This window comes from Palleronia pelagia (assembly GCF_900110115.1).
Classification (GTDB): Bacteria; Pseudomonadota; Alphaproteobacteria; order Rhodobacterales; family Rhodobacteraceae; genus Palleronia; species Palleronia pelagia.
In genome coordinates, this window is sequence record NZ_FOCM01000006.1 from 110,922 (window position 1) to 133,570 (window position 22,649).

The 22,649-nt window shown below is 67.4% G+C and carries 21 protein-coding genes; 12 read left to right on the forward strand and 9 right to left on the reverse strand.

All coding sequences use genetic code 11. From position 1 onward, the window contains the following. Window positions 1-52 precede the first annotated feature (52 nt). The 5 genes from BMX96_RS13515 to BMX96_RS13535 all read right to left on the reverse strand — a co-directional run bounded on the left by BMX96_RS13515 (window position 53) and on the right by BMX96_RS13535 (window position 6,826). On the reverse strand, window positions 53-1,660 hold the full coding sequence (locus tag BMX96_RS13515) for an ABC transporter ATP-binding protein (RefSeq protein WP_091845977.1): 1,608 nt from the start codon (window positions 1,658-1,660) through the stop codon (window positions 53-55). Between the two features lie 121 nt (window positions 1,661-1,781). Then, entirely contained in the window at window positions 1,782-3,002 is a 1,221-nt protein-coding gene (locus BMX96_RS13520; RefSeq protein ID WP_091845978.1) for an ABC transporter permease, read from the reverse strand. 1 nt (window position 3,003) lies between these two features. Further along, window positions 3,004-4,083 (reverse strand): microcin C ABC transporter permease YejB, encoded by a 1,080-nt coding sequence (locus BMX96_RS13525; RefSeq protein WP_073127898.1) that lies wholly within the window; start codon window positions 4,081-4,083, stop codon window positions 3,004-3,006. Between the two features lie 3 nt (window positions 4,084-4,086). After that, the gene (locus tag BMX96_RS13530) at window positions 4,087-6,006 is read right to left on the reverse strand and encodes an extracellular solute-binding protein (protein WP_091845979.1); all 1,920 of its coding nucleotides are present in this window, start codon (window positions 6,004-6,006) and stop codon (window positions 4,087-4,089) included. A gap of 298 nt (window positions 6,007-6,304) precedes the next feature. Then, window positions 6,305-6,826, reverse strand: a complete 522-nt coding sequence (locus BMX96_RS13535; protein ID WP_091845980.1) for a c-type cytochrome — start codon at window positions 6,824-6,826, stop codon at window positions 6,305-6,307. 119 nt (window positions 6,827-6,945) lie between these two features. Here BMX96_RS13535 and BMX96_RS13540 point away from each other — a divergent pair, with 119 nt between their 5' ends. Continuing rightward, window positions 6,946-7,779: a prephenate dehydratase gene (locus BMX96_RS13540; protein ID WP_073127901.1), complete on the forward strand. Its 834-nt coding sequence runs from the start codon at window positions 6,946-6,948 to the stop codon at window positions 7,777-7,779. Window positions 7,780-7,886: 107 nt separating this feature from the next. Here the strand turns inward: BMX96_RS13540 and BMX96_RS13545 are convergent, their stop codons facing one another. Further along, a complete protein-coding gene (locus tag BMX96_RS13545) occupies window positions 7,887-8,801 on the reverse strand; it encodes a tyrosine recombinase XerC (protein WP_091845981.1) in 915 nt (304 codons plus the stop codon). Then, window positions 8,801-9,505, reverse strand: a complete 705-nt coding sequence (locus tag BMX96_RS13550; RefSeq protein WP_073127903.1) for a DUF484 family protein — start codon at window positions 9,503-9,505, stop codon at window positions 8,801-8,803. The genes BMX96_RS13545 and BMX96_RS13550 overlap by 1 nt, the downstream gene beginning before the upstream one ends. Before the next feature lie 187 nt (window positions 9,506-9,692). Between BMX96_RS13550 and BMX96_RS13555 the strand changes: the two genes are divergently transcribed. Continuing rightward, window positions 9,693-11,909 carry a primosomal protein N' gene (locus tag BMX96_RS13555; protein ID WP_091845982.1) on the forward strand — a complete coding sequence of 739 codons (2,217 nt, stop codon included), beginning with the start codon at window positions 9,693-9,695 and terminating at the stop codon, window positions 11,907-11,909. A 101-nt stretch (window positions 11,910-12,010) separates the two neighbouring features. Next, complete coding sequence (locus BMX96_RS13560; RefSeq protein ID WP_091845983.1) at window positions 12,011-12,793, forward strand: DUF2189 domain-containing protein; 783 nt, start codon at window positions 12,011-12,013, stop codon at window positions 12,791-12,793. Between the two features lie 51 nt (window positions 12,794-12,844). Here the strand turns inward: BMX96_RS13560 and BMX96_RS13565 are convergent, their stop codons facing one another. Next, on the reverse strand, window positions 12,845-13,618 hold the full coding sequence (locus tag BMX96_RS13565) for a hypothetical protein (RefSeq protein ID WP_091845984.1): 774 nt from the start codon (window positions 13,616-13,618) through the stop codon (window positions 12,845-12,847). A gap of 135 nt (window positions 13,619-13,753) precedes the next feature. Here BMX96_RS13565 and BMX96_RS13570 point away from each other — a divergent pair, with 135 nt between their 5' ends. From BMX96_RS13570 to BMX96_RS13595, 6 genes are all read left to right on the forward strand, one after another. Further along, window positions 13,754-14,983, forward strand: a complete 1,230-nt coding sequence (locus tag BMX96_RS13570; RefSeq protein ID WP_091845985.1) for an MFS transporter — start codon at window positions 13,754-13,756, stop codon at window positions 14,981-14,983. A 160-nt stretch (window positions 14,984-15,143) separates the two neighbouring features. Continuing rightward, window positions 15,144-15,884, forward strand: a complete 741-nt coding sequence (locus BMX96_RS13575) for an SGNH/GDSL hydrolase family protein (protein WP_139210099.1) — start codon at window positions 15,144-15,146, stop codon at window positions 15,882-15,884. A gap of 95 nt (window positions 15,885-15,979) precedes the next feature. Further along, window positions 15,980-16,639, forward strand: coding sequence for a peptide-methionine (S)-S-oxide reductase MsrA (gene msrA, locus BMX96_RS13580; RefSeq protein WP_091845987.1), 660 nt, complete (start codon window positions 15,980-15,982; stop codon window positions 16,637-16,639). A gap of 169 nt (window positions 16,640-16,808) precedes the next feature. Next, window positions 16,809-18,416, forward strand: a complete 1,608-nt coding sequence (locus BMX96_RS13585) for a sodium:solute symporter (RefSeq protein ID WP_091845988.1) — start codon at window positions 16,809-16,811, stop codon at window positions 18,414-18,416. A gap of 76 nt (window positions 18,417-18,492) precedes the next feature. Continuing rightward, window positions 18,493-19,362 carry a 50S ribosomal protein L11 methyltransferase gene (locus BMX96_RS13590; RefSeq protein ID WP_091845989.1) on the forward strand — a complete coding sequence of 290 codons (870 nt, stop codon included), beginning with the start codon at window positions 18,493-18,495 and terminating at the stop codon, window positions 19,360-19,362. Between the two features lie 133 nt (window positions 19,363-19,495). Beyond that, window positions 19,496-19,876: a hypothetical protein gene (locus BMX96_RS13595; RefSeq protein WP_139210101.1), complete on the forward strand. Its 381-nt coding sequence runs from the start codon at window positions 19,496-19,498 to the stop codon at window positions 19,874-19,876. Window positions 19,877-19,944: 68 nt separating this feature from the next. Here BMX96_RS13595 and BMX96_RS13600 read toward each other — a convergent pair whose 3' ends face one another. Then, window positions 19,945-20,148: a DUF1127 domain-containing protein gene (locus tag BMX96_RS13600; RefSeq protein ID WP_139210103.1), complete on the reverse strand. Its 204-nt coding sequence runs from the start codon at window positions 20,146-20,148 to the stop codon at window positions 19,945-19,947. 316 nt (window positions 20,149-20,464) lie between these two features. Between BMX96_RS13600 and ruvC the strand changes: the two genes are divergently transcribed. The 3 genes from ruvC to ruvB are packed head-to-tail and all read left to right on the forward strand — an operon-like array spanning window position 20,465 to window position 22,649. Then, window positions 20,465-20,962 carry a crossover junction endodeoxyribonuclease RuvC gene (gene ruvC / locus BMX96_RS13605; RefSeq protein ID WP_091845992.1) on the forward strand — a complete coding sequence of 166 codons (498 nt, stop codon included), beginning with the start codon at window positions 20,465-20,467 and terminating at the stop codon, window positions 20,960-20,962. Beyond that, window positions 20,959-21,624 carry a Holliday junction branch migration protein RuvA gene (ruvA, locus tag BMX96_RS13610; protein ID WP_091845993.1) on the forward strand — a complete coding sequence of 222 codons (666 nt, stop codon included), beginning with the start codon at window positions 20,959-20,961 and terminating at the stop codon, window positions 21,622-21,624. The genes ruvC and ruvA overlap by 4 nt, the downstream gene beginning before the upstream one ends. Continuing rightward, window positions 21,621-22,649 carry a Holliday junction branch migration DNA helicase RuvB gene (gene ruvB, locus BMX96_RS13615; RefSeq protein ID WP_091845994.1) on the forward strand — a complete coding sequence of 343 codons (1,029 nt, stop codon included), beginning with the start codon at window positions 21,621-21,623 and terminating at the stop codon, window positions 22,647-22,649. Before ruvA ends, ruvB begins: the two co-directional genes overlap by 4 nt.

Consider the following 22,649-nt stretch of genomic DNA (forward strand, 5'->3'; position numbering starts at 1 on the left):
CGACTTTCAAAGGCTGCGACCGTGCAACGCAGGTCGCGGCCTTTTGTTGCGCTCAGGCGCTGCGCGCGGGGGCCTTGCCGAAGGCGGCCTGCATCAGCGTGCGGGTATACTCGGTTTGCGGTGCGTCGAAGATGGCGTCGGCATCGCCCGCCTCGACCACGTCGCCGCGCTTCATCACCATGACCTTGTGGCTCAGCGCGCGGACCACCTTCAGGTCATGGCTGATGAACAGGTAGGCCAGCCCGTATTTCGCCTGCAGGTCGCGCAGCAGGGTCACGATCTGGACCTGGACCGTCATGTCCAGCGCCGAGGTGGGTTCGTCCAGCACCACCAGCTTGGGCCGCAGGATCATGGCGCGCGCGATGGCGATACGCTGCCGCTGCCCGCCCGAAAACTCGTGCGGATAGCGGTGCATGGTCGCCGGATCCAGCCCGACCTCGGACATCATCTGCGCCACGCGGTCGCGCTGTTCGTCGCGCGAGCCGCCGCCGTGGATCGTCAGGCCCTCGGCGATGATCTCTTCCACGGTCATGCGGGGCGACAGCGACCCGAAGGGATCCTGGAACACGATCTGCATGTCGGCGCGCAGGGGCCGGATGGCGCGACCGCGCAGCCCCTGGATATCGCGCCCCATGAAGACGATGGGGCCCTCGGACGGGATCAGCCGCATGATCGCCAGCGCCAGTGTCGTCTTGCCCGACCCGGATTCGCCCACGATGCCGATCGTCTCGCCCTGGCGCACCGACAGGGTCGCGGCGTTCACCGCCTTCACGTGGCCGGTGGTGCGCTTCAGCAGGCCGGTCTTGATCGGGAACCAGATGCGCAGGTCCTCGGTATGCGCGATCTCCTTCGCGTCTCCGGGGACGGGATCGGGCACGCCGGTGCTTTCGGCCTCCAGCAGCATTCTTGTATAGGCGTGCTTGGGCGCGTCGAAGATCTTGGCGGTCTCGCCTTCCTCGACGATCTCGCCGTCCTTCATCACGCAGACCCGGTCGGCGATCTGGCGGACGATGGTCAGGTCGTGGGTGATGAACAGCATCGACAGGCCCTGCCGCGCCTTCAGGTCGGCCAGCAGGTCGAGGATCTGCGCCTGGATCGTCACGTCCAGCGCCGTCGTCGGCTCGTCCGCGATCAGCAGGTGGGGGTCGTTGGCCAGCGCCATGGCGATCATCACCCGTTGCCGTTGCCCGCCCGACAGCTCGTGGGGATAGGCCTTCAGCCGCGACTCGGGGTCGTTGATGCCCACCTCGGTCAGCAGCTCGACGATGCGCGCGCGCGCCCGGTCGCCGGTGATCCCCTGGTGCAGCTCCAGCGACTCGCGCAGCTGCTTTTCCAGCGTGTGCAGCGGGTTCAGCGACGTCATCGGCTCCTGGAAGATGAAGCTGATGTCATTGCCGCGCACCTTGCGCAACTGTTTCTCGGACGCGCCGACCATCTGCTGATCGTCATAAAGCACCGATCCGTCCACATGCGCCGATCCCGGCAGCAGGTCCACCGTGGACAGCGCCGTCACGGACTTGCCCGAGCCCGACTCGCCCACCAGCGCGACGGTCTCGCCCCGCTTCACGTGGAAGGACACGCCGCGCACGGCATGGGTCTCGGCCCCGTCCTGGCGGAAGCGGACGTTCAGGTCTTTGACGGTGAGAACGGTGTCGGTCATGGGTTTCCGCAAAGATCTGAGGGCAGCGCGGACACGCGGGGTGGCGTGAAGCGCCGCCCCGGGGGGGCGTGTCGGCGCTGCCCGGCGTTTCCGCCGGGCGAAAGGGCTTCGACCGTGTGCATCACTGGAACGTCTTTCTCGGGTCGAACGCGTCGCGGATACCCTCGAAGATGAACACCAGCAGCGACAGCATGATCGCGAAGGTGAAGAAGGCGGTGAAGCCCAGCCAGGGCGCCTGCAGGTTCTGCTTGGCCTGCAACGTCAGCTCGCCCAGCGACGGCGCCGACGAGGGCAGACCGAAGCCCAGGAAGTCCAGCGAGGCCAGCGTGCTGATCGTGCCGGTGATGATGAAGGGCAGCATGGTCACCGTGGCCACCATCGCGTTGGGCAGCATGTGGCGGAACATGATGGTCCAGTTCGACACGCCCAGCGCCCGGGCGGCGCGCACGTATTCGAAGTTGCGCGCGCGCAGGAACTCGGCCCGCACGATCCCCACCAGCGCGGGCCAGCCGAACAGCACGGTGACGAAGACCAGCAGCCAGAAACTTCGCCCCAGGATCGCGAAGAGGATGATGATGACGTAAAGCGACGGTGTGCTCACCCAGATCTCGATCACCCGCTGGAAGATCAGGTCGGTCCAGCCGCCGAAGAAGCCCTGCACCGCACCGGCGATGATGCCGATGATCGAGGTCAGCACCGTCACCACGATGGTGAACAGGATCGACAGGCGGAACCCGTAGATCACCCGCGCCAGCACGTCGCGCGCGGTGTCGTCGGTGCCCAGCCAGTGCTGCGCGTCCGGCGCCGAGGGCGCGGCGCCGTCGATGTCGTTGATCGTGTCGAAGCTGTAGGGGATCGGCGGCCACAGGATCCAGCCCGCCTGCGCCCCCTCGTCCGTCGTGCCCGCGTCGATGATGCCCTCGGGGTCGTCGAAACAGTCCACCAGCCCGCCCGAGCGGATCAGGCACTGCACCTCGATATCCGAGTAGACCGCCTCGGTCCGGAAATCCCCGCCGAACGCCGTCTCGGGATAGAAGTTGAAGATCGGCGTGTAATACCCGCCGTCGTAGTTTACGAGGATCGGCTGGTCGTTGGCCAGGAACTCGGCGAACAGCGTCACCCCGAACAGTACCGCGAAGATGATCAGAGACCAGAACGCCCGACCGTTGCGGCGGAAGTTGCGCCAGCGGCGCTGGTTCAGCGGGCTCAGGAACGGACGGCGCCGGCGCGGGCTGACCGGGGGCGGCGCGTCGTGGCCGCCACCGCCGGGATGGGGCGGGGGGCTTTCCAGTCCAGGCTCGGTCGGGCCGTGGCTGGCGGGTTGGTGATCCAGGTGCGCCATCTCAGCCCTCCCGCGTCTCGAAATCGATGCGCGGATCGACCAGCACGTACATCAGGTCCGACAGGATCCCGACCACCAGGCCGATCAGCCCGAAGAAGAACAGCGTGCCGAAGATCACCGGGTAGTCCCGCGCCACCGCCGCCTCGAAGCCAAGCCGCCCCAGGCCGTCCAGCGAGAAGATCGTCTCGATGATGAGGCTGCCGCCGAAGAACACGCCGATGAACACCGACGGGAAGCCCGCGATCACGATCAGCATCGCGTTGCGGAACACGTGGCCGTACAGGACCGAACTGTCCTTCAGCCCCTTGGCCCGCGCGGTGACCACGTACTGCTTCTTGATCTCGTCGAGGAAGCTGTTCTTGGTCAGCAGCGTCAGCGTGGCGAAGGCCGAGATGGTCGAGGCCAGCACCGGCAGCGTGATGTGCCAGAAATAGTCGCCGATCTTGCCCAGAAGGCTCAGGTCCTCGAAATTGTCCCCCGTCAGTCCGCGCAGCGGGAAGATCTGGAAATACGATCCGCCGGCGAACAGGACCAGCAGCAGGATCGCGAACAGGAAACCCGGGATCGCGTAGGCCACGATGATCAGCGCGCTGGTCCAGGTGTCGAACCGGCTGCCGTCGTTCACCGCCTTGCGGATGCCCAGCGGGATCGACACGAGATAGGCGATCAGCGTGGACCACAGGCCCAGCGTGATCGACACCGGCATCTTCTCCAGCACCAGCTCCAGCACCCCGATGGACCGGAAGTAGCTGTCGCCGAAATCGAAGCGGATGTAGTTCCACATCATGTTCAGGAACCGCTCCAAAGGCGGCTTGTCGAAGCCGAATTCCCGTTCCAGCTCGGCGATGAACTCGGGCGGCAGGCCGCGCGACCCGGTATAGGCGTCGGTCTCGGCCGCACCCGCCGCGTCACCTGATCCGCCCGAGATCCCCTCGAACACGTCGCCGCCGCCCTCGAGCTGCGCGATGACCTGTTCGATGGGGCCGCCGGGCACGAACTGCGTCAACGTGAAGTTGACGATCATGATACCCAGCAGGGTCGGGATGATCAGAAGAAGCCTTCTGAGGATATAGGCGCCCATGGATTACAGCGCGCCCGCCGCCCGAAGCGCCTCGGCCTTGTCCTCGTTCCACCACCAGAAATCGGCATTGCCCAGCGCGTAGGGGGGCAGCTCGTCGGGGTATTCGTAGACGTCGTAATAGGCCACCCAGTACGCGCCGTTGTACCAGACCGGCACCATGAAGTAGGCGGCGCGCATGATGCGGTCGATGGCGCGGACGCCGGCCTGCATCTCTTCCAGGTTTTCGGCCACCTTCAGCTGCTCGATCAGCGCGTCAACGGCCGGGTCGCAGTAACCGGCCGGGTTGAACACGTCGTCGCGGTCCTCGCAGCCATAGCGCTGGGCGATGCCGTTCGCCTCTTCCAGACCGTTCACGTAGCTGTCGAAGATCATGTCGAAGTCGTGCCCGCGCACCCGGTCGGTGTATTGCGCGTCGTCGATCCGGTTATAGACGGCGTCCACGCCCAGGCGCTTCAGGTTGTCGATATAGGGCAGGATGATCCGGTCGAAGCTGGGGTTGTTCTCGATGAACTCGACGCGCAACACCTCGCCATCCTTGCGGCGCAGGCCGTCGTCGCCCGCGACCCAGCCGGCATCCTCAAGCAGTGCCGCCGCCGCGCGCAGGTCGCCGCGGTTCAGCTGGCGCGCGCCGCCCGACGGCATGACGTAGACCTCTTCGGTCAGGATCGCGGGGTCGATCTGCTCGGCCATGCCTTGCAGGTATTCCAGCTCAAGCCCCTCTGGTACGCCCTCGGCCTGGAGATCGCTGTTCTGCCAGAAGCTCTGGCGATGCCGGAACAGCCCGTATTGCAGCGTGTCGTTGGTCCACTCGAAATTGTACATCAGCCCCAGCGCGCGGCGCACCCGCACGTCCTGGAACTTCTCCTTGCGCAGGTTGAAGACGAAGCCGGCGGCGGCCGGGAGCGATCCGTCGGGCAGCTCTTCCTTGACGATGGTGCCGTCCTCGATCGCCGGGAAATCGTATTGCGACGCCCAGGTCAGGCTGCTGGTTTCCGAGCGGAACAGGTATTCGCCCGCCTTGAACGCCTCCAGCGCGGCATTGGTGTCGGCGAAGTATTCCTGCCGGATGCTGTCGAAGTTCCAGCGCCCGATATTGATGGGCAGGTCGGCGCCCCAGTAATCCGGGTTGCGCTTGGCGACGATGCGGCGCGGCACGTCCACGGTGTCGATCATGTAGGGCCCGGTGCCCGGCGGCTGGGTCAGGCGCGACTCGTCCAGCTTGGCGCCCGTCTCCTCGAACCACTTCTTCTGGAACACGATGGACGCGCCCGCCTGGCTGATCAGGCCGTTGCGCGGCAGCTCGGGGTTGAAGTTGAACTTGATCCGGTGCGGCCCCAGGATCTCGTAGCTCGGGATCATGTTCTTCACCGCGATGCGGAAGGACGGAAAGCCCTCTTCCATGAAAAGGTCATAGGTGAAGGCGATGTCCTCGGCGGTCATCGGGCTGCCGTCGCTGAAAGTCACGTCCTCGCGCAGGTTGAAGATCACCCAGTCCTGGCTTTCGGGGTATTCCAGCGTGGTGCACAGCAGGCAGTAGGACGCGTAGGGATCGTCGGCCGTGCTGGTCATGATCCGCTCGTAGGGCAGGACGCTCAGTGCGGGCGACCGGCCCCGGCGCGAATAGGGGTTCATGCTGTCGAAGCTGCCGCGCCCCCAGTAGGACATCTCGCCCCCCTTGGGGGCATCGGGATTCACGTAGTCCAGCACCTCGAAATCGGGGCCGTACTTGATCGCGCCCAGGTCCGAGAAGGCGTGCGCGGTGATGATCTTGCCCTCACCCTCGGCGCTGTCGCCGGTGCCGCTGTCCTGCGCCAGCGCGAAGGTCGCCATGGCAAGCAGGGCCGAGCCGGTCAGAAGCCCGGTCAGGATCGCCTTGCGGCTGGTCTCGGCGCGGGTCGCGGCGGCGGCAGTGGATCGAGTCATCTGTCATCCAACTTTGTATTGGGGCGGGAAGCTTGGGCTACGCTAAGGTGCCGCTTCGCCGGGTTTCAAGTTGAAATAGTGTGATCGACTGTCATGTCGCACTGTCCCGACGCCCGATGTACGCGGGGTGCACGCGGTCGGCCGTTCCGCCCATGCGCTGTGCACGCCGCGGGGACGCGCGCCCGACGCTTGCGGGACGCTCGCGGGACGGGCCGGGTACGATCGCGGCACGGGCCGTGCACGAAAAATGCCGACCCCATGAGGCCGGCATTCGCTCGTTCCGCAGTCGGGGGCGCAATCAGCCGTCGGTCTGGTCCAGGTAGGCGATCAGGTTCGCGCGCTCCTCGACCGAAGGCAGGCCGTTGAAGCTCATCGAGGTGCCGGGCGCCCAGCCGCGCGGATCCTCGAGGAAGGCGTTCAGGTTCTCGGGCGTCCAGACATCCGCCTGCTCGCTCAGCGCGCCGGAATAGGCGCTGTAGCCGTCGGCCACACCGATCTCGCGGCCCACGACGCCATACAGGTAAGGGCCAACGGCGTTCGCGCCGTCTTCCAGCTGGTGGCAGGCGCGGCACTTGCCGAAGACACGCTCGCCCGCGCCGGCATCGGCGACCTCGAAGGCTTCCTCGAAGGTCGGGCCTTCCTCTTCCTCGACCTCTTCACCGCCGGTCTCGGGCACCTCGATGGAATAGGCCTGTTCCTCGTCGCCGTGTCCGCCGCCCACGTGATAGATCCCTTCGGCCGCCCAGGCGCCCAGCAGGAATACCAGCAACGCGCCGCAGAAGCCGCCGACGATCTTGGTCAAAGTCATGGTGTCGAACATGTCGCTTTACGCCCTCTCGGATGATCGCCGCTTCTCTAGCCCCTTCCGCGCGGGGTTTTCAAGCGATATGACCCGCGACCAAACGACATGACCGGCCTCGGCCGGGCAGGAGGACGTCCATGCCACAGACGATCGCCTTCCAGGGGGAGCTGGGGGCCTACTCGCACCAGGCCTGCGTGGAAACGCGTCCGGACCACACGCCGCTGCCCTGCCGGACCTTCGAGGACGTGATCGCCGCGGTGAAGACCGGCAAGGCCGACCTGGCCATGCTGCCCGTCGAGAATTCGACCTACGGACGCGTCGCCGACATCCATCGCCTCCTGCCCGAGTCGGGCCTGCGCATCGTCGACGAGGCCTTCGTGCGCGTCCATATCTGCCTGATGGCGCCCAAGGGGGCCACGCTCGACAGTATCCGCCACGTCCGCGCGCACCTCGTCCTGCTGCCCCAATGCGCCGACTTCCTCGCCTCCCTGGGCATCACCGGCAGCGCCGCCGCCGACAGCGCGGGCGCGGCGGCCGAACTCGCCGCCGATCCGCAGCCGGGCGAGGGCGTGCTGGCCTCGGCCATGGCCGCCGAAACCTACGGGCTGGAGATCCTCGCGCACAATATCGAGGACCAGGACCACAACGCCACGCGCTTCCTGGTCATGGCGCCCGAGGGCGACATGTCCCGCCGCGGCGATCACGGCATGATCACCAGTTTCGTCTTCCGCGTGCGCAACATTCCCGCCGCCCTTTACAAGGCGATGGGCGGGTTCGCGACCAACGGCGTCAACATGACCAAGCTGGAATCCTACATGGTCGGCGGCCAGTTCACGGCGACCCAGTTTTACGCCGATGTCGAGGGCCATCCCGACGATCCCGCGCTCGCCCGGGCGCTGGAGGAACTCGACTATTTCACCGACCACATCGATATTCTCGGCGTCTATCCCGCCGATCCGGGCCGCCACTAGGGACGGCAATCGCCGGATTTGAGTATTTGTAGACCAGTGATGGGTGCGCCTGCGCCTTCATCACTGGTCTAAAAATACTCCCGGCCGTCCGGTTGTCCGGAGCGATGTCATCCCCGTGGATGCGCCCGGCTGTAAACTTCCATGAGCCGCGCGGTGTCTACCGCCGTGTAGGCCTGCGTGGTCGACAGCGATCCGTGGCCCAGCAATTCCTGGATCGCGCGCAGGTCGCCGCCGGCGTCCAGCAGGTGGGTGGCGAAGCTGTGGCGCAGGGCGTGGGGCGTCGCGCTGGCGGGCAGGCCAAGCTGCAGGCGCGCGGATTCGATCACCTTCTGCACCAGTCGCGGGTTCAGCGCACCGCCGCGCACCCCGCGGAAAAGCGGCGCGTCCGGCGTGAGGTCGAAGGGGCAGGCGGCCGCGTAGGCACGGACGGCGTCGCGCGCCGCCGGCAGCACGGGGACCATCCGCTCCTTGCCGCCCTTGCCCGTGATCCTCAGCGCCGTGCCGGGGTCTGCATGAGCGCCCGTCAGGCCCAGCGCCTCGGAGATCCGCAGCCCGCAGCCCCAGAGCAGCGTCACCACCGCCGTGTCGCGGGCGGCGACCCACGGCTCGCGCGCCTGCGCGGCGGCGAGATCCACAACCGACCGCGCGGCATCGACCGACAGGGGGCGCGGCAGCTTGCGCCGGAACTTGGGGCTGCGCGCCGACAGGATGGCCGTCGGCTCGAACCCGTCGCGCTGCGCGAGCCAGCGCGCGAAGCTTTTCACCGATGACAGCGCCCGGGCGAGGCTGCGCGAGGACAGGCCCCGCGCACGCTCGTGGGCCATCCAGGCGCGCATGTCCCGCAGGCCGACCTGGGCCACCACACCCGTGCCGGCGCTCTCGCCGAAATGCTGTTGCAGGAAGGACAGGAACCCCACCACGTCGGCGCGGTAGGCCGTCACCGTGGCCGGCGACGCGGCATCGATCGCGCCCAGCTGCCGCAGCCAGGCCTCGAGCGCATCGGCCAGTCCCGGCGACAGCATCAGATCCAGCGGCGCAGTGTGCGTTCGACCACGCCGGCGAAGAAATCCAGAAGATCGGTGCCCTGTCCGGGCGAGAACTGGTGCGGATCCTCGGCGCCCAGGACCAGCATCGCGGGAAGGCGGCCGCGCCCAAGGTTGAGGTACAGGCACGCCTCGGACCGGATGTGGTCGGCCTTTGCGCCGTGCATGTCCGGGTCGGCCCCGTCGCACTGGCGCAGCGTCACCCGGCGGGGCGTGCCACGGCTGGTCACGCCGGCGTAAAGACAGCAATAGCCCTGTTCGGCCAGATCCAGCACCGCGCCGAGCGGGCCGAGGTCCACTTCGGTGTCGTCCGCCGCCCGCTCGATCAGCACGCGCAGGCTGTCGACCCGCAGCGTGTCGGCCACCGGGCCGGCCAGGTCGGTCAGCAGGGTCTGGAAATCCTCGGCGTCCAGCAGCCGCAGGATCGCCCGGTGGATCATGTTGGTGCCGGCCAGGTTCTCGTAGGCCGCCGCGATGACGTTGCGGTGGGTGTCCTCCAGCCGGTCGAGCCGCGCCTCGAGCCGCTCCATCGCGAGGCCGCGCATGTCGACGACATTGCCCCCCATGCTGCGTTCGTTCGCCGCGACCAGCGCGCGCATCACGTCCTGGTCCTCGAGAATCAGGTCGGGTTGCGACAGGATCTTTGCGCGGAAGTCTTCCGCCTTTTCGGGTGAGCTGCTCATGCCTGTGACCATTCTTGGTGATGGGATTGGGGGTCAGCATACCCGTCGGGGCGTGCGCGGGACAGGGGCAATCCGGCGCGCGCGGGCGATCGGTGCGCGGATGCGACAGCAGGGCTGTCCGATGATGGCGTGCAATCGGCGCGGGCGCATCTTATGTCGGGGTCCGGCATCGCAGGGAACCTAGGGTTTGGCAGACACGCGCGACGATCAAGATGGCCCGGACTGGTTCGACGAGGGCGCGCTGGTCGCCGTCCTGACCGCCCAGCCGCTGGACCGGACCCTGGACTACCGCGCGCCCGAGGGTGGATGCGCGGCGGGCGCCTTCGTCGAGGTGCCGCTCGGCCCGCGCCGGGTGCTTGGTGTGGTCTGGGGGCCGGGTCTCGGCGATTTCGACGCCGCCAAGGTGCGCAGCGTCCACAAGGTGCTGGACGTGCCGCCCATGACCGAGGAGATGCGCATCTTCCTCGGCCGCGCGGCCGACTACACGCTGACCCCGCTGCCCGCGATGCTGCGGCTCGCCACCCGCGCGCCGGGTCTGGGCGACGGTCCGGCCATGCGCCGCGTCTTCGCCCGCGGCCTGGCCGAGCCCGACCGCATGACCGACGCCCGCGCCCGCGTGCTCGACGTGCTGGACGAGCAGGAGGACGCGGTCTTCACCCAGAAGGAACTGGCCGACCTCGCCGGTGTCAGTGGCGGCGTGGTGAAGGGCCTGGCGGCGCAGGGCGTGATCGAGGAGCGTGCCGCGCCCCGCGACCTGCCGTTCCCGCGGCTGGATCCGGACCTGCCCGGCAAGGCCCTGACCGACGACCAGGCGGCGGCGGCCGGGACCCTGGCGGAAGGGGTCGCCGCGCGCAGTTATGCCACCACCATGCTGCGCGGCGTCACCGGGTCGGGCAAGACCGAGGTGTATCTAGAAGCGGTGGCGGCCTGCCTGCGCGCCGGGCGGCAGGCACTGGTCCTGCTGCCCGAGATCGCCCTGACCGCCGAGTTCCTCGACCGGGTCGAACAGCGCTTCGGCGCCCGCCCGGCCGAGTGGCATTCCGGCGTGACCATGACCGAGCGGCGGCGCGTCTGGCGGATGATCGGCCAGAGCAACGCGCAACTTGTGGTGGGCGCGCGTTCGGCCTTGTTCCTGCCGTACCGCGACCTTGGCCTGATCGTCGTGGATGAGGAACACGACACCTCCTACAAGCAGGAGGACGGCGTGCTCTATTCCGCGCGCGACATGGCGGTCCTGCGTGCAGCCATAGCCGGGGCGCAGGTGGTGCTGGCCTCGGCCACGCCGTCGCTGGAGACCTGGGCGAATGTCGAAGCGGGCAAATACCGCGCGCTGAGCCTGACCTCGCGCTTCGGCCCGGCCCGGATGCCCGAGATGCGCGCCATCGACATGCGGTCCGAGGATCTGCCCGGCGGGCGCTGGATCTCGCCCAGCCTGAAGGCCGAGGTCGAGGCGCGGCTGGAGCGGGGCGAGCAGTCGCTGCTGTTTCTCAACCGCCGCGGCTATGCGCCGGTGACGATCTGCCGGGCGTGCGGCCACCAGGTGGGCTGCGACCACTGCGACGCCCGCATGGTCGAGCACCGGTTCCTCAAACGGCTGGTCTGCCACCAATGCGGCGAGACCAAGCCGGTGCCCGAGGTCTGTCCGGCCTGCGAGGTCGAGGGCAAGCTGGCCGCCGTCGGCCCCGGGGTCGAGCGGATGGGCGAAGAGGCGGCGGCGGTCTTTCCCGACGCGCGGGTCGAGGTGCTGTCGTCGGACATGTATTCCTCGGCCCGCGCGCTGAAGGCCCGGATCGCCGCCATCGCCGAGGGCGAGGCGGATATCGTCATCGGAACGCAGCTGGTGGCCAAGGGGCACAATTTCCCCAAGCTGACGCTGGTGGGCGTGATCGACGCCGATCTGGGGCTTCAAGGCAGCGACCTGCGGGCGGCCGAGCGGACGTTCCAGCTCATGCGGCAGGTGGCGGGGCGCGCGGGCCGGGCCGAGGCGCCGGGCACCGCGCTGTTGCAGACGTTCCAGCCCGAGCATCCGGCGATCCGCGCCATCGTCGCGGGCGACGAGGACGGGTTCTGGTCGGCCGAGGCGGCCGAGCGGCGGGCAGCGGGCGTGCCGCCCTACGGCCGCATGGCCGGTATCGTTCTGAGCGCGCCGGACGTTCAGGCGGTGTTCGATCTGGGCGCCGACATGGCGCGACGCGACGGTCCCCTGCGCCGGATCGGCGCGCAGCTGTTCGGGCCGGCACCCGCGCCCATCGCGCGGATCCGGGGCCGCCACCGGGTGCGCCTTCTGGTCAAGGCCGACAAGGCCGCGCCGTTGCAGGCCGCGCTGTCGGACTGGCTGCGGCAGTTCCGCTGGAAGGGCGACATCCGGGTGAGCGTCGATATCGACCCGCAGAGTTTCTACTGAACCGCGCCAATATTTCTTGACCGACATCAATGCGGGCGTTCAACCCTTGCCCCAAGGTGTCCTTGCCGGACCGGGGAAGGGGAGGGGGCCGCAGAGTGGACATGCCAGCAGCCAGTGTCACGCGGCCCCCAGCCCTGGGCCGCCCCGACCGGGCCCTTTTCGCCGAGGCACTGGCGCTCGCGTGGTCGGATTTCCGCGCCGCGCCGCGCTTCGGGCTGGCGGTGTCGGGCGTCTACGTGGTGCTGGGCTGGCTGATCGCGTGGATCACCGTCGCCAGCGGCACGACCTATTGGCTGGTGCTCGCCGCCATGGGGTTCCCGTTGATCGCGCCCTTCGCCGCCGTCGCGCTTTACGACGGGTCGCGGCGGATGGACCTGCGCCAGCCGCTAACCTGGCGCGCGGTGCTGGCCGAGACGCTGGCGCAGCGCACCGGGCAATTGCCGCTGCTGGGCGCGGCGATGGTCATCCTGTTCCTGTTCTGGTTCTTCCTCGGCCACATGATCTTCGCGCTGTTCCTGGGGCTATCGCCGATGACGAACGTCTCAACGGGGCTGGACGTCTACCTGACGGCGAACGGGCTGGGGATGCTGGCTTTCGGAACCCTGGTGGGCGGGCTCTTCGCGCTGGTGCTGTTCTCGACCTCGGTCATGGCTCTGCCGATGCTGCTGGACCGGGACATCGACGTGATCACCGCGATGATCGCCAGCGCGGGCTACGTGCGGCGCCATCCCGTCCCGATGCTGGGCTGGGGGCTGATGGTCGCGGGACTGACGGTGCTGGCAATCGTGCCGGCGTTCCTTGGCCTGCTGGTGGTGTTGCCGTTGCTGGGACACGCGAGCTGGCACCTTTACGCGCTGGCCGTGGTGCGGGCGCGGCAGGAATGAAAAAGGGCCGCGCGTTGCCGCGCGGCCCTTCGGATCAGACGTCAGGCTGACTTAGCCCTGATCGGCGGTCGTCGCTTCGCGCGGCTGCCCGTCGGGACCGTAGAAGACGATCTCGACGCCTTCTTCCAGCTCGTCACGCAGCGAGGCGATTTCCTCGGCGCGGAGCTGCTGTTCGATCTGCGGGCGCACCTGCTCGAGCGGCGGCAGTTCGGCATCGCTGTTGGCGGCCGCTTCGTCGTAGACGCGCTGCACGGCCTCGTCGGTCACGACGCCTTCCATGCGGTCGCTCACGTAGGCTTCGATGGTGGCGTTCTCGTCCTGCATGCCCTGGCCGGACTGCGCACCGGAGCTGTCGCTGGCGGCCATGTCGGTCGTGTCGTCGCTCATCTCGGTCGAACCGGCGCTGTCGGCCGAGGCCATCTCGGTTTCGTCGCCGGTGCTATCCGAGCTGTCGGCGGCGTTGGCCTGCTGTTCGCTCTCGGCGCTCTGACCGTTCGTGCGGGCGGCATCCATCAGGATCAGCTCGCGCAGGACCAGCTGGTCGACCACGAAGGGAATCAGCTGCTCGGCCGGACGCTGTTGCATCTGCGGCGGCAGCGACTGCACGGCCGCGGTCACGTCGGACGCGGTGATCTCGGTCGTGCCGACGGTCACGATCAGCGGGTCGGCGGCGGTCTCGGCGCCGTCCATCCCCGAGCTGTCCATGGTCTCGGTCTGGGCCGTTTCGGTCTGGTCGCCGCTCATCTCGGCATTGGAATGCTCCTCGGCCAGCACCGGGCCTGCGGCGAGGGTGGCGGCGATTGCGGTCGTCGTCAGAATTTTCATGTCGGATATCCTCCGTTTCGATCAGTTCGGGGGGACAACGGGCACCCCCGGGGCCGGTGTTCCATCACGATGCCCGACCGGCGCTCGACCGCGCACGGACTTCCCTTCGATCCCGCCGCGGCGTAAGGCACTTCCATGCGCATCGTCCCCCTGTCCCAGGCGCGCGAGCTGCCCCTGTGGCGCAGGCCCGTGACGCTTCTTCTGCTGATGGCGTTCGCCATGCCGCTGGCCTTTGCCACGTGGTCCGCGCTTCTCAACAATTTCGTGATCGAGGTCGCCGATTTCACCGGGGTCGAGATCGGATGGTTGCACACCGTGCGCGAGATCCCGGGCTTCCTGGCGGTCGGCGTGATCGCGCTGATCATCTTCATCCGCGAACAGGTGCTGGGCCTCGTGTCCCTGCTGCTGCTGGGCGCGGCCACGGCGATCACGGCCTATTTTCCCAGCCTCGGCGGGATCCTCACGCTGACCATGCTCAGCTCCATCGGGTTTCACTACTACGAGACCGTGAACCAGAGCCTGCAACTGCAATGGCTGCCGAAGGACCGGGCGCCACAGGTGCTGGGCTGGCTGGTGGCCGTGGGCTCGGCCGCCGCGCTTCTGAGCTACAGCCTGCTGGTGGTCACGTGGCGCGCTTTCGATCTGAGCTATGCCACCGTCTACATGCTGGGCGGCGGCGCGACGGTGCTGATCGCCATCTATTGCATGGTCGCTTTCCCGCAGTTCCAGGCCCCCGACCCGCAGTTGAAGACCTTCGTGCTGCGCCGCCGCTACTGGCTTTACTACGCGCTGCAGTTCATGTCGGGCGCGCGGCGGCAGATCTTCGTGGTCTTCGCGGCCTTCATGATGGTCGAGCGGTTCGGCTTCGACGTGCACGAAGTCACGGCGCTGCTGCTGATCAACTTCGTCGCGAACATGATCCTGGCGCCCTTCATGGGCCGCGCGGTGCACCGGTTCGGCGAACGGGCGACGCTGGGTTTCGAGTATATCGGCCTGATCGTGGTCTTCCTGCTGTATGGCGGGATCTACTATTTCGGCTGGGGCGTGGCGCTGGCCGCGACGCTCTACGTGATCGATCACATCTTCTTCGCGCTGGCCTTCGCGCTGAAGACCTATTTCCAGAAGATCGCGGACCCGCGCGATATCGCGCCCACCGCCGCCGTGGCCTTCACCATCAACCACATCGCGGCCGTGTTCCTGCCCGCGGGGCTGGGTTACCTGTGGGTCGTGTCGCCCGGCGCGGTCTTCGGCCTTGCGGCGGGCATGGCGGCTACTTCGCTGATGCTGGCGCTGATGATCCCGCGCCACCCCGCGCCGGGGAACGAGACGATCCTGAATCGCCTGGTCCCTGCGCCCGCTGAATGAAGGCGATCCCCGACTTCGACCTCATAGAGCGAAATCGAGCGGCTTGCATCGCGCAGTAGGTGTGCGAGGCTCGATCGCACTCGGACCACAGTCATTTGGGAGGACGATCATGTTCCGTCATGCGATTTCAATTGCAGCAATTCTGGCTGCCAGTGCGGCCGTGGCACAGGATGCCGGAGAGGGGCCGGCACCAGAGGTCGACGTCGGCGCGGCCGAGAACCCGTCGACCATTCTCTTCGTCGGTAACAGTTACCTGTATTATGGCGACAGCATCCACAATCACGTGGTCCGGATGGCGCGCGCGGCCTATCCGGACGGCGACTTTACCTACAAGTCGGCCACGATCTCGGGCGGATACCTTGATCAGCAGGCGCTGGACAGCCATCTTGAGCCCGGCAACCTGGGGATCGATGAGCCTTTCGACGTGGTCATCCTTCAGGGTCACAGCACGGCCACGACCTCGGACGCGAAGATGGAGCGGTTTACGTCCGCCGTCGAAACGATGGCCGACAAGATCGAGGCGGCGGGAAGTCAGCCGGCGCTTTACATGACCCCGGCCTACACCGAGGAGCATGGCAGCTACGATCCCGAGATGTTCGCGGGGATCGACGAAGGCTATACCGAGACCGGCAATGCCAATGGCGCGCTGGTGATCCCGGTCGGGCTGGCATTCGAACTTGCCTATGCCGAGCGGCCGGACATGGTGCTTCACAAGGAATTCGACGGAAGCCACCCGTCGCAACTGGGCACCTATCTCGCGGCGGCGACGGTCTATGCCGCACTCTACGACGAATCGGCCGAGGGCAATTCGTACGATTACTACGGAGCGGTTCCCGCCGAAGACGCAGCCTTCCTGCAATCCATCGCCGAACGGGCGGTCGAGACCTACTTCGCCCGCTGACGGCGCGGGGGCAATCTTTCGTGACAGATCCGCGCGCCCGTGGCATTGCCCGGGCGCGCTTCTTATATGTGTTCACGAGAAGCTAGGAGATTTTCATGTTCCAGATCCTGCGCAAGAAAGCCGAGATGGTGTCGAAGGACGAGGCCCTGACCGGCCGAGAGGCCCCCATCGCCACTGCCGCCACGCATTACGTGCTCGACCGTCCGTTGACCGCCGACGTGCCCGAGGGCCACGAGGTCGCCGTGTTCGGCATGGGCTGCTTCTGGGGTGTGGAGCGGATGTTCTGGAAGCTGCCCGGCGTCTGGCTGACAATGGTCGGCTACGCGGGCGGCTATACCCCGAACCCGACCTACGAAGAGGTCTGTACCGGACGCACGGGCCATAACGAGGTCGTGCGCGTCGTCTACGACCCCGAGGTGATCACCTACGAGGACCTGCTGAAGGTGTTCTGGGAAGGCCACGACCCGACTCAGGGCATGCGGCAGGGTAACGACGTGGGCACCCAGTATCGCTCGGGCATCTACGCCACGACCGACGCGCAGAAGCAGGCGGCCAAGTCCACCCGCGACACCTTTGCCGAGCGGATGCGCGCCGCCGGGTTCGGTGAGATCACGACCGAGATCACGGACGCGCCGACCTTCTACTTCGCCGAAGGCTATCATCAGCAGTACCTGGCCAAGAATCCCGGCGGCTATTGCGGGATCGGCGGCACCGGCGTGACCTGCCCGATCGGCACCGGCTTGCCCGCGACCTGACGGCGCCCCACGAGGCGACACTTGCTACGACGCCGCGCGAGGGAAGCTTCGCGCGGCTTTTTCGTGCCCGCCGATACGGTTGCAAGGTCGCGTCTTCGGAACCGCGGCGCGTGCGCTGCGGTTCTGACCGGACACACGATCATCGTTCGCAGGCGCTCGGGAGGCGGCATTGGAAGACGTTCAGCAGGCAATCACCGGTTTGGACATCGGGGTCATCGCCGCCTATTTCGGCGTGGTCATCCTGATCGGCGTCTGGGTGTCCAAGCGCACCTCGTCCAGCGACGACCTGTTTCTTGCCGGGCGATCGCTGGGCTGGGCGGCCATCGGATTTTCGCTGTTCGCCTCGAACATCTCGTCCTCGACGCTCATCGGTCTGACGGGCTCGGCCTATACCACGGGTATCGCACCCTCGGCCTACGAGTGGATGGCGGGCATCCCGCTGCTGATCATGGCCTTCGTCTTCGCGCCGATCTTCCTGAAATCGAAGATCACAACAACGCCCGAGTATCTCGACCGCCGCTACAGCCGGCGCACGCGGCTGTATTTCTCGGGCCTGACGATCTTTTTCACGGTCGTGGTCGATTGCGCCGGCGGGCTTTACGCGGGGGGGCTGGTGCTGAACACCTTCTTCCCAAACGTGCCGCTCTGGGCCAGTTCGCTGGCGATCGGGCTTTTCGCCGGGATCTACACGGCGGCGGGCGGCCTGAAGGCAGTCGTCTATACCGACGTACTGCAGGCCGTGGTCCTGATCGGCGGCTCGGCGATTCTGGCCTTCGTGATGTTCGCGCAGCTGGATTTCTCGTTCGCCGAGATCCGCGAGAGCGTGCCGAACGAGAACCACCTGAGCATGGTGCTGCCGTTGTCGAACGAGACGCTGCCCTGGCCTGGCCTGTTCTTCGGCGTGTCGCTGCTGGGCTTCTGGTACTGGGTCACCAACCAGTACATCGTGCAGCGCATTCTGGGCGCCCGGTCGCTGCCCGACGCGCAGTGGGGCGCAATCCTGGGGGGCATGCTGAAGATCCTGCCGCTGTTTATCATGGTGTTTCCCGGCGCCATGGCCACCGCGATCCTGCCGGATATCGAGACGGCGGACCGGGTGTTCCCGATCATGATCACCGAGCTCTTGCCCGCCGGCCTGACGGGGCTGGTGCTGGCGGGGCTTATCGCCGCCATCATGTCCAGCGTCGATTCCACGCTGAACTCGTCCTCGACCCTCCTTATCCACGATTTCGTCACCAAGCCCGAGCAGGAAATCGAGGACAGCAAGCGCAAGCGCTACGGCACCTACGCCACGCTTGGCTTCATGGTGGCGGCGATCATCTGGGCGCCGCTGATCCAGTTCGCGGGCGGGCTGTGGTCCTACCTGCAACAGATGTTCTCGATCCTCGTGCCGCCGCTGGTGGTGCTGTTCGTCATGGGCGCGCTGTCGCGGATCGGGACCGAGAAGGGCGGCTTCTACACTTTGATCTTCGGCCACACGCTGGGCGCGGTGCTGTTCTGCCTCGGCAATGCCGGTGTGATGGGCCTGTTCGGGGCCGAGCCGATCTGGCCGCTGCATTTCACCATCAACGTGGCCGTGGTCACAGTGCTCTGCCTGCTTTTCTACGTGGGCGTCAGCCTGGTGACCGACAAGAAGGACATCGACGAGCAGGTGATGTGGCGCCGCGGCATGGCGCTGGAGGACGCGGCCTACGATCAGCCCTGGTACTTGGATATCCGCTGGCACGCGCTTGTCCTGGCGGTCGCGATGGCGGCGGTGCTGTTCGTCTTCTGGTGACGGCTTGGACTTGCTGCGGCGGGGCAATCGTGGAATGGGAAGGCGCCCCTGACCGCGCCCGACCGGAGCTTGCCCCATGCCGACCTTCACCGCGCTGACCACCCTTCCCGATGCCGACAATGCCCGCGCGCTGGGCGAGGCGATGGAGCGGATGGACCCCGAGCCCACGGGCGTCGGCGTCTTCGAGATGGAGGACGACAGCGGCCTGTGGGAGGTTGGCGCCTATTTCGAGGCCGCGCCGGACCGGGCAGCGCTGGCGGTGCTGGAAGCGGCGTTCGACACCCGGCCCTTCGTCGTCAGCGAACTGCCCGAGGTCGACTGGGTGGCCAAGGTGCGCCGCGAACTGGCCCCGGTCGAGGCCGGGCGGTTCTGGCTCTACGGCAGCCACGACGCCGACAACCTGCCCGAGGACCGCGTGGCCCTGCTGGTGGATGCCGCCATGGCCTTCGGCACCGGCCATCACGGCACAACTCGCGGATGTCTCGAGGCGCTGGACAAGCTACTCGCCGAAGGGGTCACCTGCCGCAACGTGGTCGATATCGGCTGCGGCACCGCCGTCCTGGCCATGGCCGCCGCGCGTGTCTGGCCCGACCATCCCGTTCTGGCCAGCGATATCGACGCCGTGGCGGTGGACGTGGCGCGGGCAAATGTGGCGCTGAATGGGCTGAATGGCAGGGTGGACTGTGTCGAGGCCATGGGATTCGACACCGCCGACATCGCCGCACGCGCGCCCTTCGACCTGGTCTTCGCCAATATTCTAAAGGGCCCGCTGGTGGCCCTGGCGCCCGACGTGGCGCGGCACGCCGATTCGGGCGCTTTCGTGATCCTGTCGGGCATCCTGAACCCGCAGGCAGACGAGGTGGTCGAGGTTTATGCACGCAACGGGATCAATCTGGTCGACCGCCGCGTGATTGGTGACTGGACGACGCTGACCCTGCGCGCCTGAGCCGGGAAAGCGCCCGGTTTTGGTCTCGAAGGGCCCGATTTTCGCCAGATTAGCCTGATTTGCCGCATTCCTGCCACATCCCGGGTCGATATCACTGCGCGTCGGTGGGGGCCGACAACCGGGATGCTGCAAGATGGCTTACTTGACCGAAGCGAATTTCGATAGCCGCTCGAAGCGGATCATCAAGAACGCCAAGATCGCCAAGCGCGGTCGGATTCACACGATCACCGAAGACGGGCTGATCATCAGCCGTCCGCGCCGCGTGCGCCGCGAACTGCCGCTGGTGGGCCTCATGCGCATCGCGCTTGCCCTGTGGGCGTTCAAGGCGCTGGCGATCCTGAACCTGGGCACGGCCGACTACCTGGCGCGCGTCGAGACGCTGGCCGGCGGAAACAGCGTCGACCAGACGGCGGCGTTCGTGCTGAACGGCGACGCGCTGACGCTAGCGGTGGTCGATCTGGTCCAGCGCGGCATGAACATCCTGCAAGCGATGGAACTGGCGGCGATCTTCTGAAGGGAATGATCGCGCCGGGGAAGGCTGCGCGGTGGGGCGCGCAGCCTTCCAAATGGTGCGGGCTGCCCTCAGATGCGGCGGCCCATGGCGCGAATGTCCTCGCGCGTGAGACCGATATCGAACAGCTCTTCGTCGGTCAGGCTGGACAGAACCTTCTGGGTCTTGCGAACACGGGTGGCGTCCACAGCGGCGTAGGCCAGACGCACGAGATAGGTGGCGATGCGGGTGCTGAGCGCTTCACCTGTGGGGCGGGACATGTCGTAGATTGCCATCGTTACATTCCTTCTATCGACGGACTTACAGAGCGGTTCGGCCATGCAGAACGGATCGCGCCTATTACTTGAGCAGCCGGCGAACAATCCGGTTTTTTCGCATGGCAGATATGCTCGGATTGCATGACGTTTCCGCCGGGTAAGCGGTCGTTTTCATGCTCTTTTTCAGCCGTTTATGACCGGTTCATTGACGCCTCCGCGATATTTCGCGGCTGTCGCTTTGCGGGCACAGCGCACCGGTCCCGCCCGCATCGACCTTGGCGCATGTTCGCGTTTCGTGCTACGTGCCGTGTAACAAGCGGGAAGGGCAGGCAGGATGCGGATACTGGGCGTCGATCCGGGGCTTCAGACCATGGGCTGGGGGGTGATCGAGGTTGATGGCTCGCGCCTGCGGCACGTGGCCAACGGCCATTGCACCTCCGAGACCGGCACAGCGCTGGGATTGCGGCTGATGGGGCTGCATCGGCAGCTGACCGATCTGCTTGTCTCGCACGCGCCCGACACCGCCGCGATCGAGCAGACTTTCGTGAACCGCGACGGTGCCGGCACGCTCAAGCTGGGGCAGGCCCGGGGCGTGGCGCTGCTGGCGCTGGCGCAGTCCGGGGTCGAGGTGGGCGAATACGCCCCCAACACCGTCAAGAAGACCGTCGTGGGCGTGGGCCACGCCGACAAGCGCCAGGTCGAGCACATGGTTAAGATGCAGCTTCCCGGCGCGGTGCCCGCGGGCGCCGATGCCGCCGATGCGCTGGCCATCGCGCTCTGCCACGCGTTTCACCTGCAGGGCGCGCGGGCCATGGCGCGGGCGCGGGCATGATCGGGCGGCTGGCCGGGCGGCTGATCCTGCGGGGCAGCGATCACGTGATGATTGACGTGGGCGGTGTCGGCTACGTCGTCTACGTCAACGAACGCACGCTGGCCGCGCTGCCCGGCGCGGGCGAGGCCGCGGCGCTTTATACCGATCTGCTGGTGCGCGAGGACCTGTTGCAGCTGTTCGGCTTCCTCACGCCGGTGGAAAAGGAATGGCACCGCTTGCTGATGGGTGTGCAGGGAATCGGCGCAAAGGCCTCCATGGCGATTCTCGGCGCGCTGGGCCCCGATGGCGTCAGCCGCGCTATCGCGCTGGGCGATGCGGCGGCGGTGCGCACGGCGCCGGGGGTGGGGCCAAAGATTGCCCAGCGGCTGGTGAACGAGCTGAAGGACAAGGCGCCCGCCGTCATGGCCATGGGGGCCGGGCCCGTGGCCAATGCCCCCGCCGCGCCCGCCGATCCGGACCCCGTCATCGCGCCCGACAGCCCGCCGCCCGCGTCGGCCCCGGCCAGCAGCGCGGGCGCCCAGGCCGAGGCGCTGTCGGCGCTGGCCAACCTGGGCTACGCCCCCGCCGACGCCGCCCGCGCGGTGACCGAGGCCGCGGGTGACGGCGCCGACGATACCTCGTCGCTGATCCGCGCCGCCCTGAAACGGCTGGCCCCGGCATGACCGACATACCCGATCCCGCGCTGCGCCCCGACCGGCTGCCCGACGATGACGGCCCCGCGCTGCGGCCGCAGTCTCTGGATGCCTTCACCGGGCAGGCCGAGGCGCGGGCCAACCTGAAGGTCTTCATCGAAAGCGCCCGGATGCGCGAGCGGGCGATGGATCACGCGCTGTTCCACGGCCCTCCGGGCCTGGGCAAGACCACGTTGGCGCAGATCGTCGCGCGCGAGCTTGGCGTGAACTTCAAGATGACCAGCGGGCCGGTGCTGGCCAAGGCGGGCGACCTGGCGGCGATCCTGACCAATCTCGACGCGCGCGACGTGCTGTTCATCGACGAGATCCATCGCTTGAACCCGGTGGTCGAGGAAATTCTCTATCCCGCGCTCGAGGATTTCGAGTTGGACCTCGTGATCGGCGAGGGGCCGGCCGCACGCTCGGTCCGGATCGAGCTTCAGCCCTTCACGCTGGTGGGGGCGACCACCCGGCTGGGCCTGCTGACCACACCCCTGCGCGACCGGTTCGGCATCCCGGTCCGGCTGCAATTCTATACCGTGGAGGAACTGTCGGACATCGTGGCGCGCGGCGCGCGGATGATGGGGGTCGCTGCAGATGCCGACGGCGTGCGCGAGATCGCGGCGCGGGCGCGGGGCACGCCACGGATCGCCGGTCGGCTGCTGCGCCGGGTGGTGGATTTCGCGCTGGTCGATGGCGACGGGCGGATCACCCGCGCCCTAGCTGACGATGCGCTGACGCGGCTGGGCGTGGACCGGATCGGTCTCGACGGCGCGGACCGGCGATACCTGAAGCTGATCGCGGAGCACTACCAGGGCGGCCCGGTGGGAATCGAAACGCTGTCGGCGGCGTTGAGCGAAAGCCGCGACGCGCTGGAGGAAGTGATCGAGCCCTACCTGCTCCAGCAGGGTCTTATTCAGCGCACGCCGCGGGGGCGGATGCTGACGCAGGGGGCATGGACCCATCTGGGCCTGCCGCGCCCGCGCAGTGACGTGGGCGGCGACCTGTTCGACTGA

Coding starts and splice junctions, on each gene's coding strand:
- BMX96_RS13515 (WP_091845977.1), bottom strand. CDS start 1,660: ATGACCGACACCGTTCTCACCGTCAAAGACCTGAACGTCCGCTTCCGC.
- BMX96_RS13520 (WP_091845978.1), bottom strand. CDS start 3,002: ATGGCGCACCTGGATCACCAACCCGCCAGCCACGGCCCGACCGAGCCT.
- BMX96_RS13525 (WP_073127898.1), bottom strand. CDS start 4,083: ATGGGCGCCTATATCCTCAGAAGGCTTCTTCTGATCATCCCGACCCTG.
- BMX96_RS13530 (WP_091845979.1), bottom strand. CDS start 6,006: ATGACTCGATCCACTGCCGCCGCCGCGACCCGCGCCGAGACCAGCCGC.
- BMX96_RS13535 (WP_091845980.1), bottom strand. CDS start 6,826: ATGTTCGACACCATGACTTTGACCAAGATCGTCGGCGGCTTCTGCGGC.
- BMX96_RS13540 (WP_073127901.1), top strand. CDS start 6,946: ATGCCACAGACGATCGCCTTCCAGGGGGAGCTGGGGGCCTACTCGCAC.
- BMX96_RS13545 (WP_091845981.1), bottom strand. CDS start 8,801: ATGCTGTCGCCGGGACTGGCCGATGCGCTCGAGGCCTGGCTGCGGCAG.
- BMX96_RS13550 (WP_073127903.1), bottom strand. CDS start 9,505: ATGAGCAGCTCACCCGAAAAGGCGGAAGACTTCCGCGCAAAGATCCTG.
- BMX96_RS13560 (WP_091845983.1), top strand. CDS start 12,011: ATGCCAGCAGCCAGTGTCACGCGGCCCCCAGCCCTGGGCCGCCCCGAC.
- BMX96_RS13565 (WP_091845984.1), bottom strand. CDS start 13,618: ATGAAAATTCTGACGACGACCGCAATCGCCGCCACCCTCGCCGCAGGC.
- BMX96_RS13570 (WP_091845985.1), top strand. CDS start 13,754: ATGCGCATCGTCCCCCTGTCCCAGGCGCGCGAGCTGCCCCTGTGGCGC.
- msrA (WP_091845987.1), top strand. CDS start 15,980: ATGTTCCAGATCCTGCGCAAGAAAGCCGAGATGGTGTCGAAGGACGAG.
- BMX96_RS13590 (WP_091845989.1), top strand. CDS start 18,493: ATGCCGACCTTCACCGCGCTGACCACCCTTCCCGATGCCGACAATGCC.
- BMX96_RS13595 (WP_139210101.1), top strand. CDS start 19,496: ATGGCTTACTTGACCGAAGCGAATTTCGATAGCCGCTCGAAGCGGATC.
- BMX96_RS13600 (WP_139210103.1), bottom strand. CDS start 20,148: ATGGCAATCTACGACATGTCCCGCCCCACAGGTGAAGCGCTCAGCACC.
- ruvC (WP_091845992.1), top strand. CDS start 20,465: ATGCGGATACTGGGCGTCGATCCGGGGCTTCAGACCATGGGCTGGGGG.
- ruvA (WP_091845993.1), top strand. CDS start 20,959: ATGATCGGGCGGCTGGCCGGGCGGCTGATCCTGCGGGGCAGCGATCAC.
- ruvB (WP_091845994.1), top strand. CDS start 21,621: ATGACCGACATACCCGATCCCGCGCTGCGCCCCGACCGGCTGCCCGAC.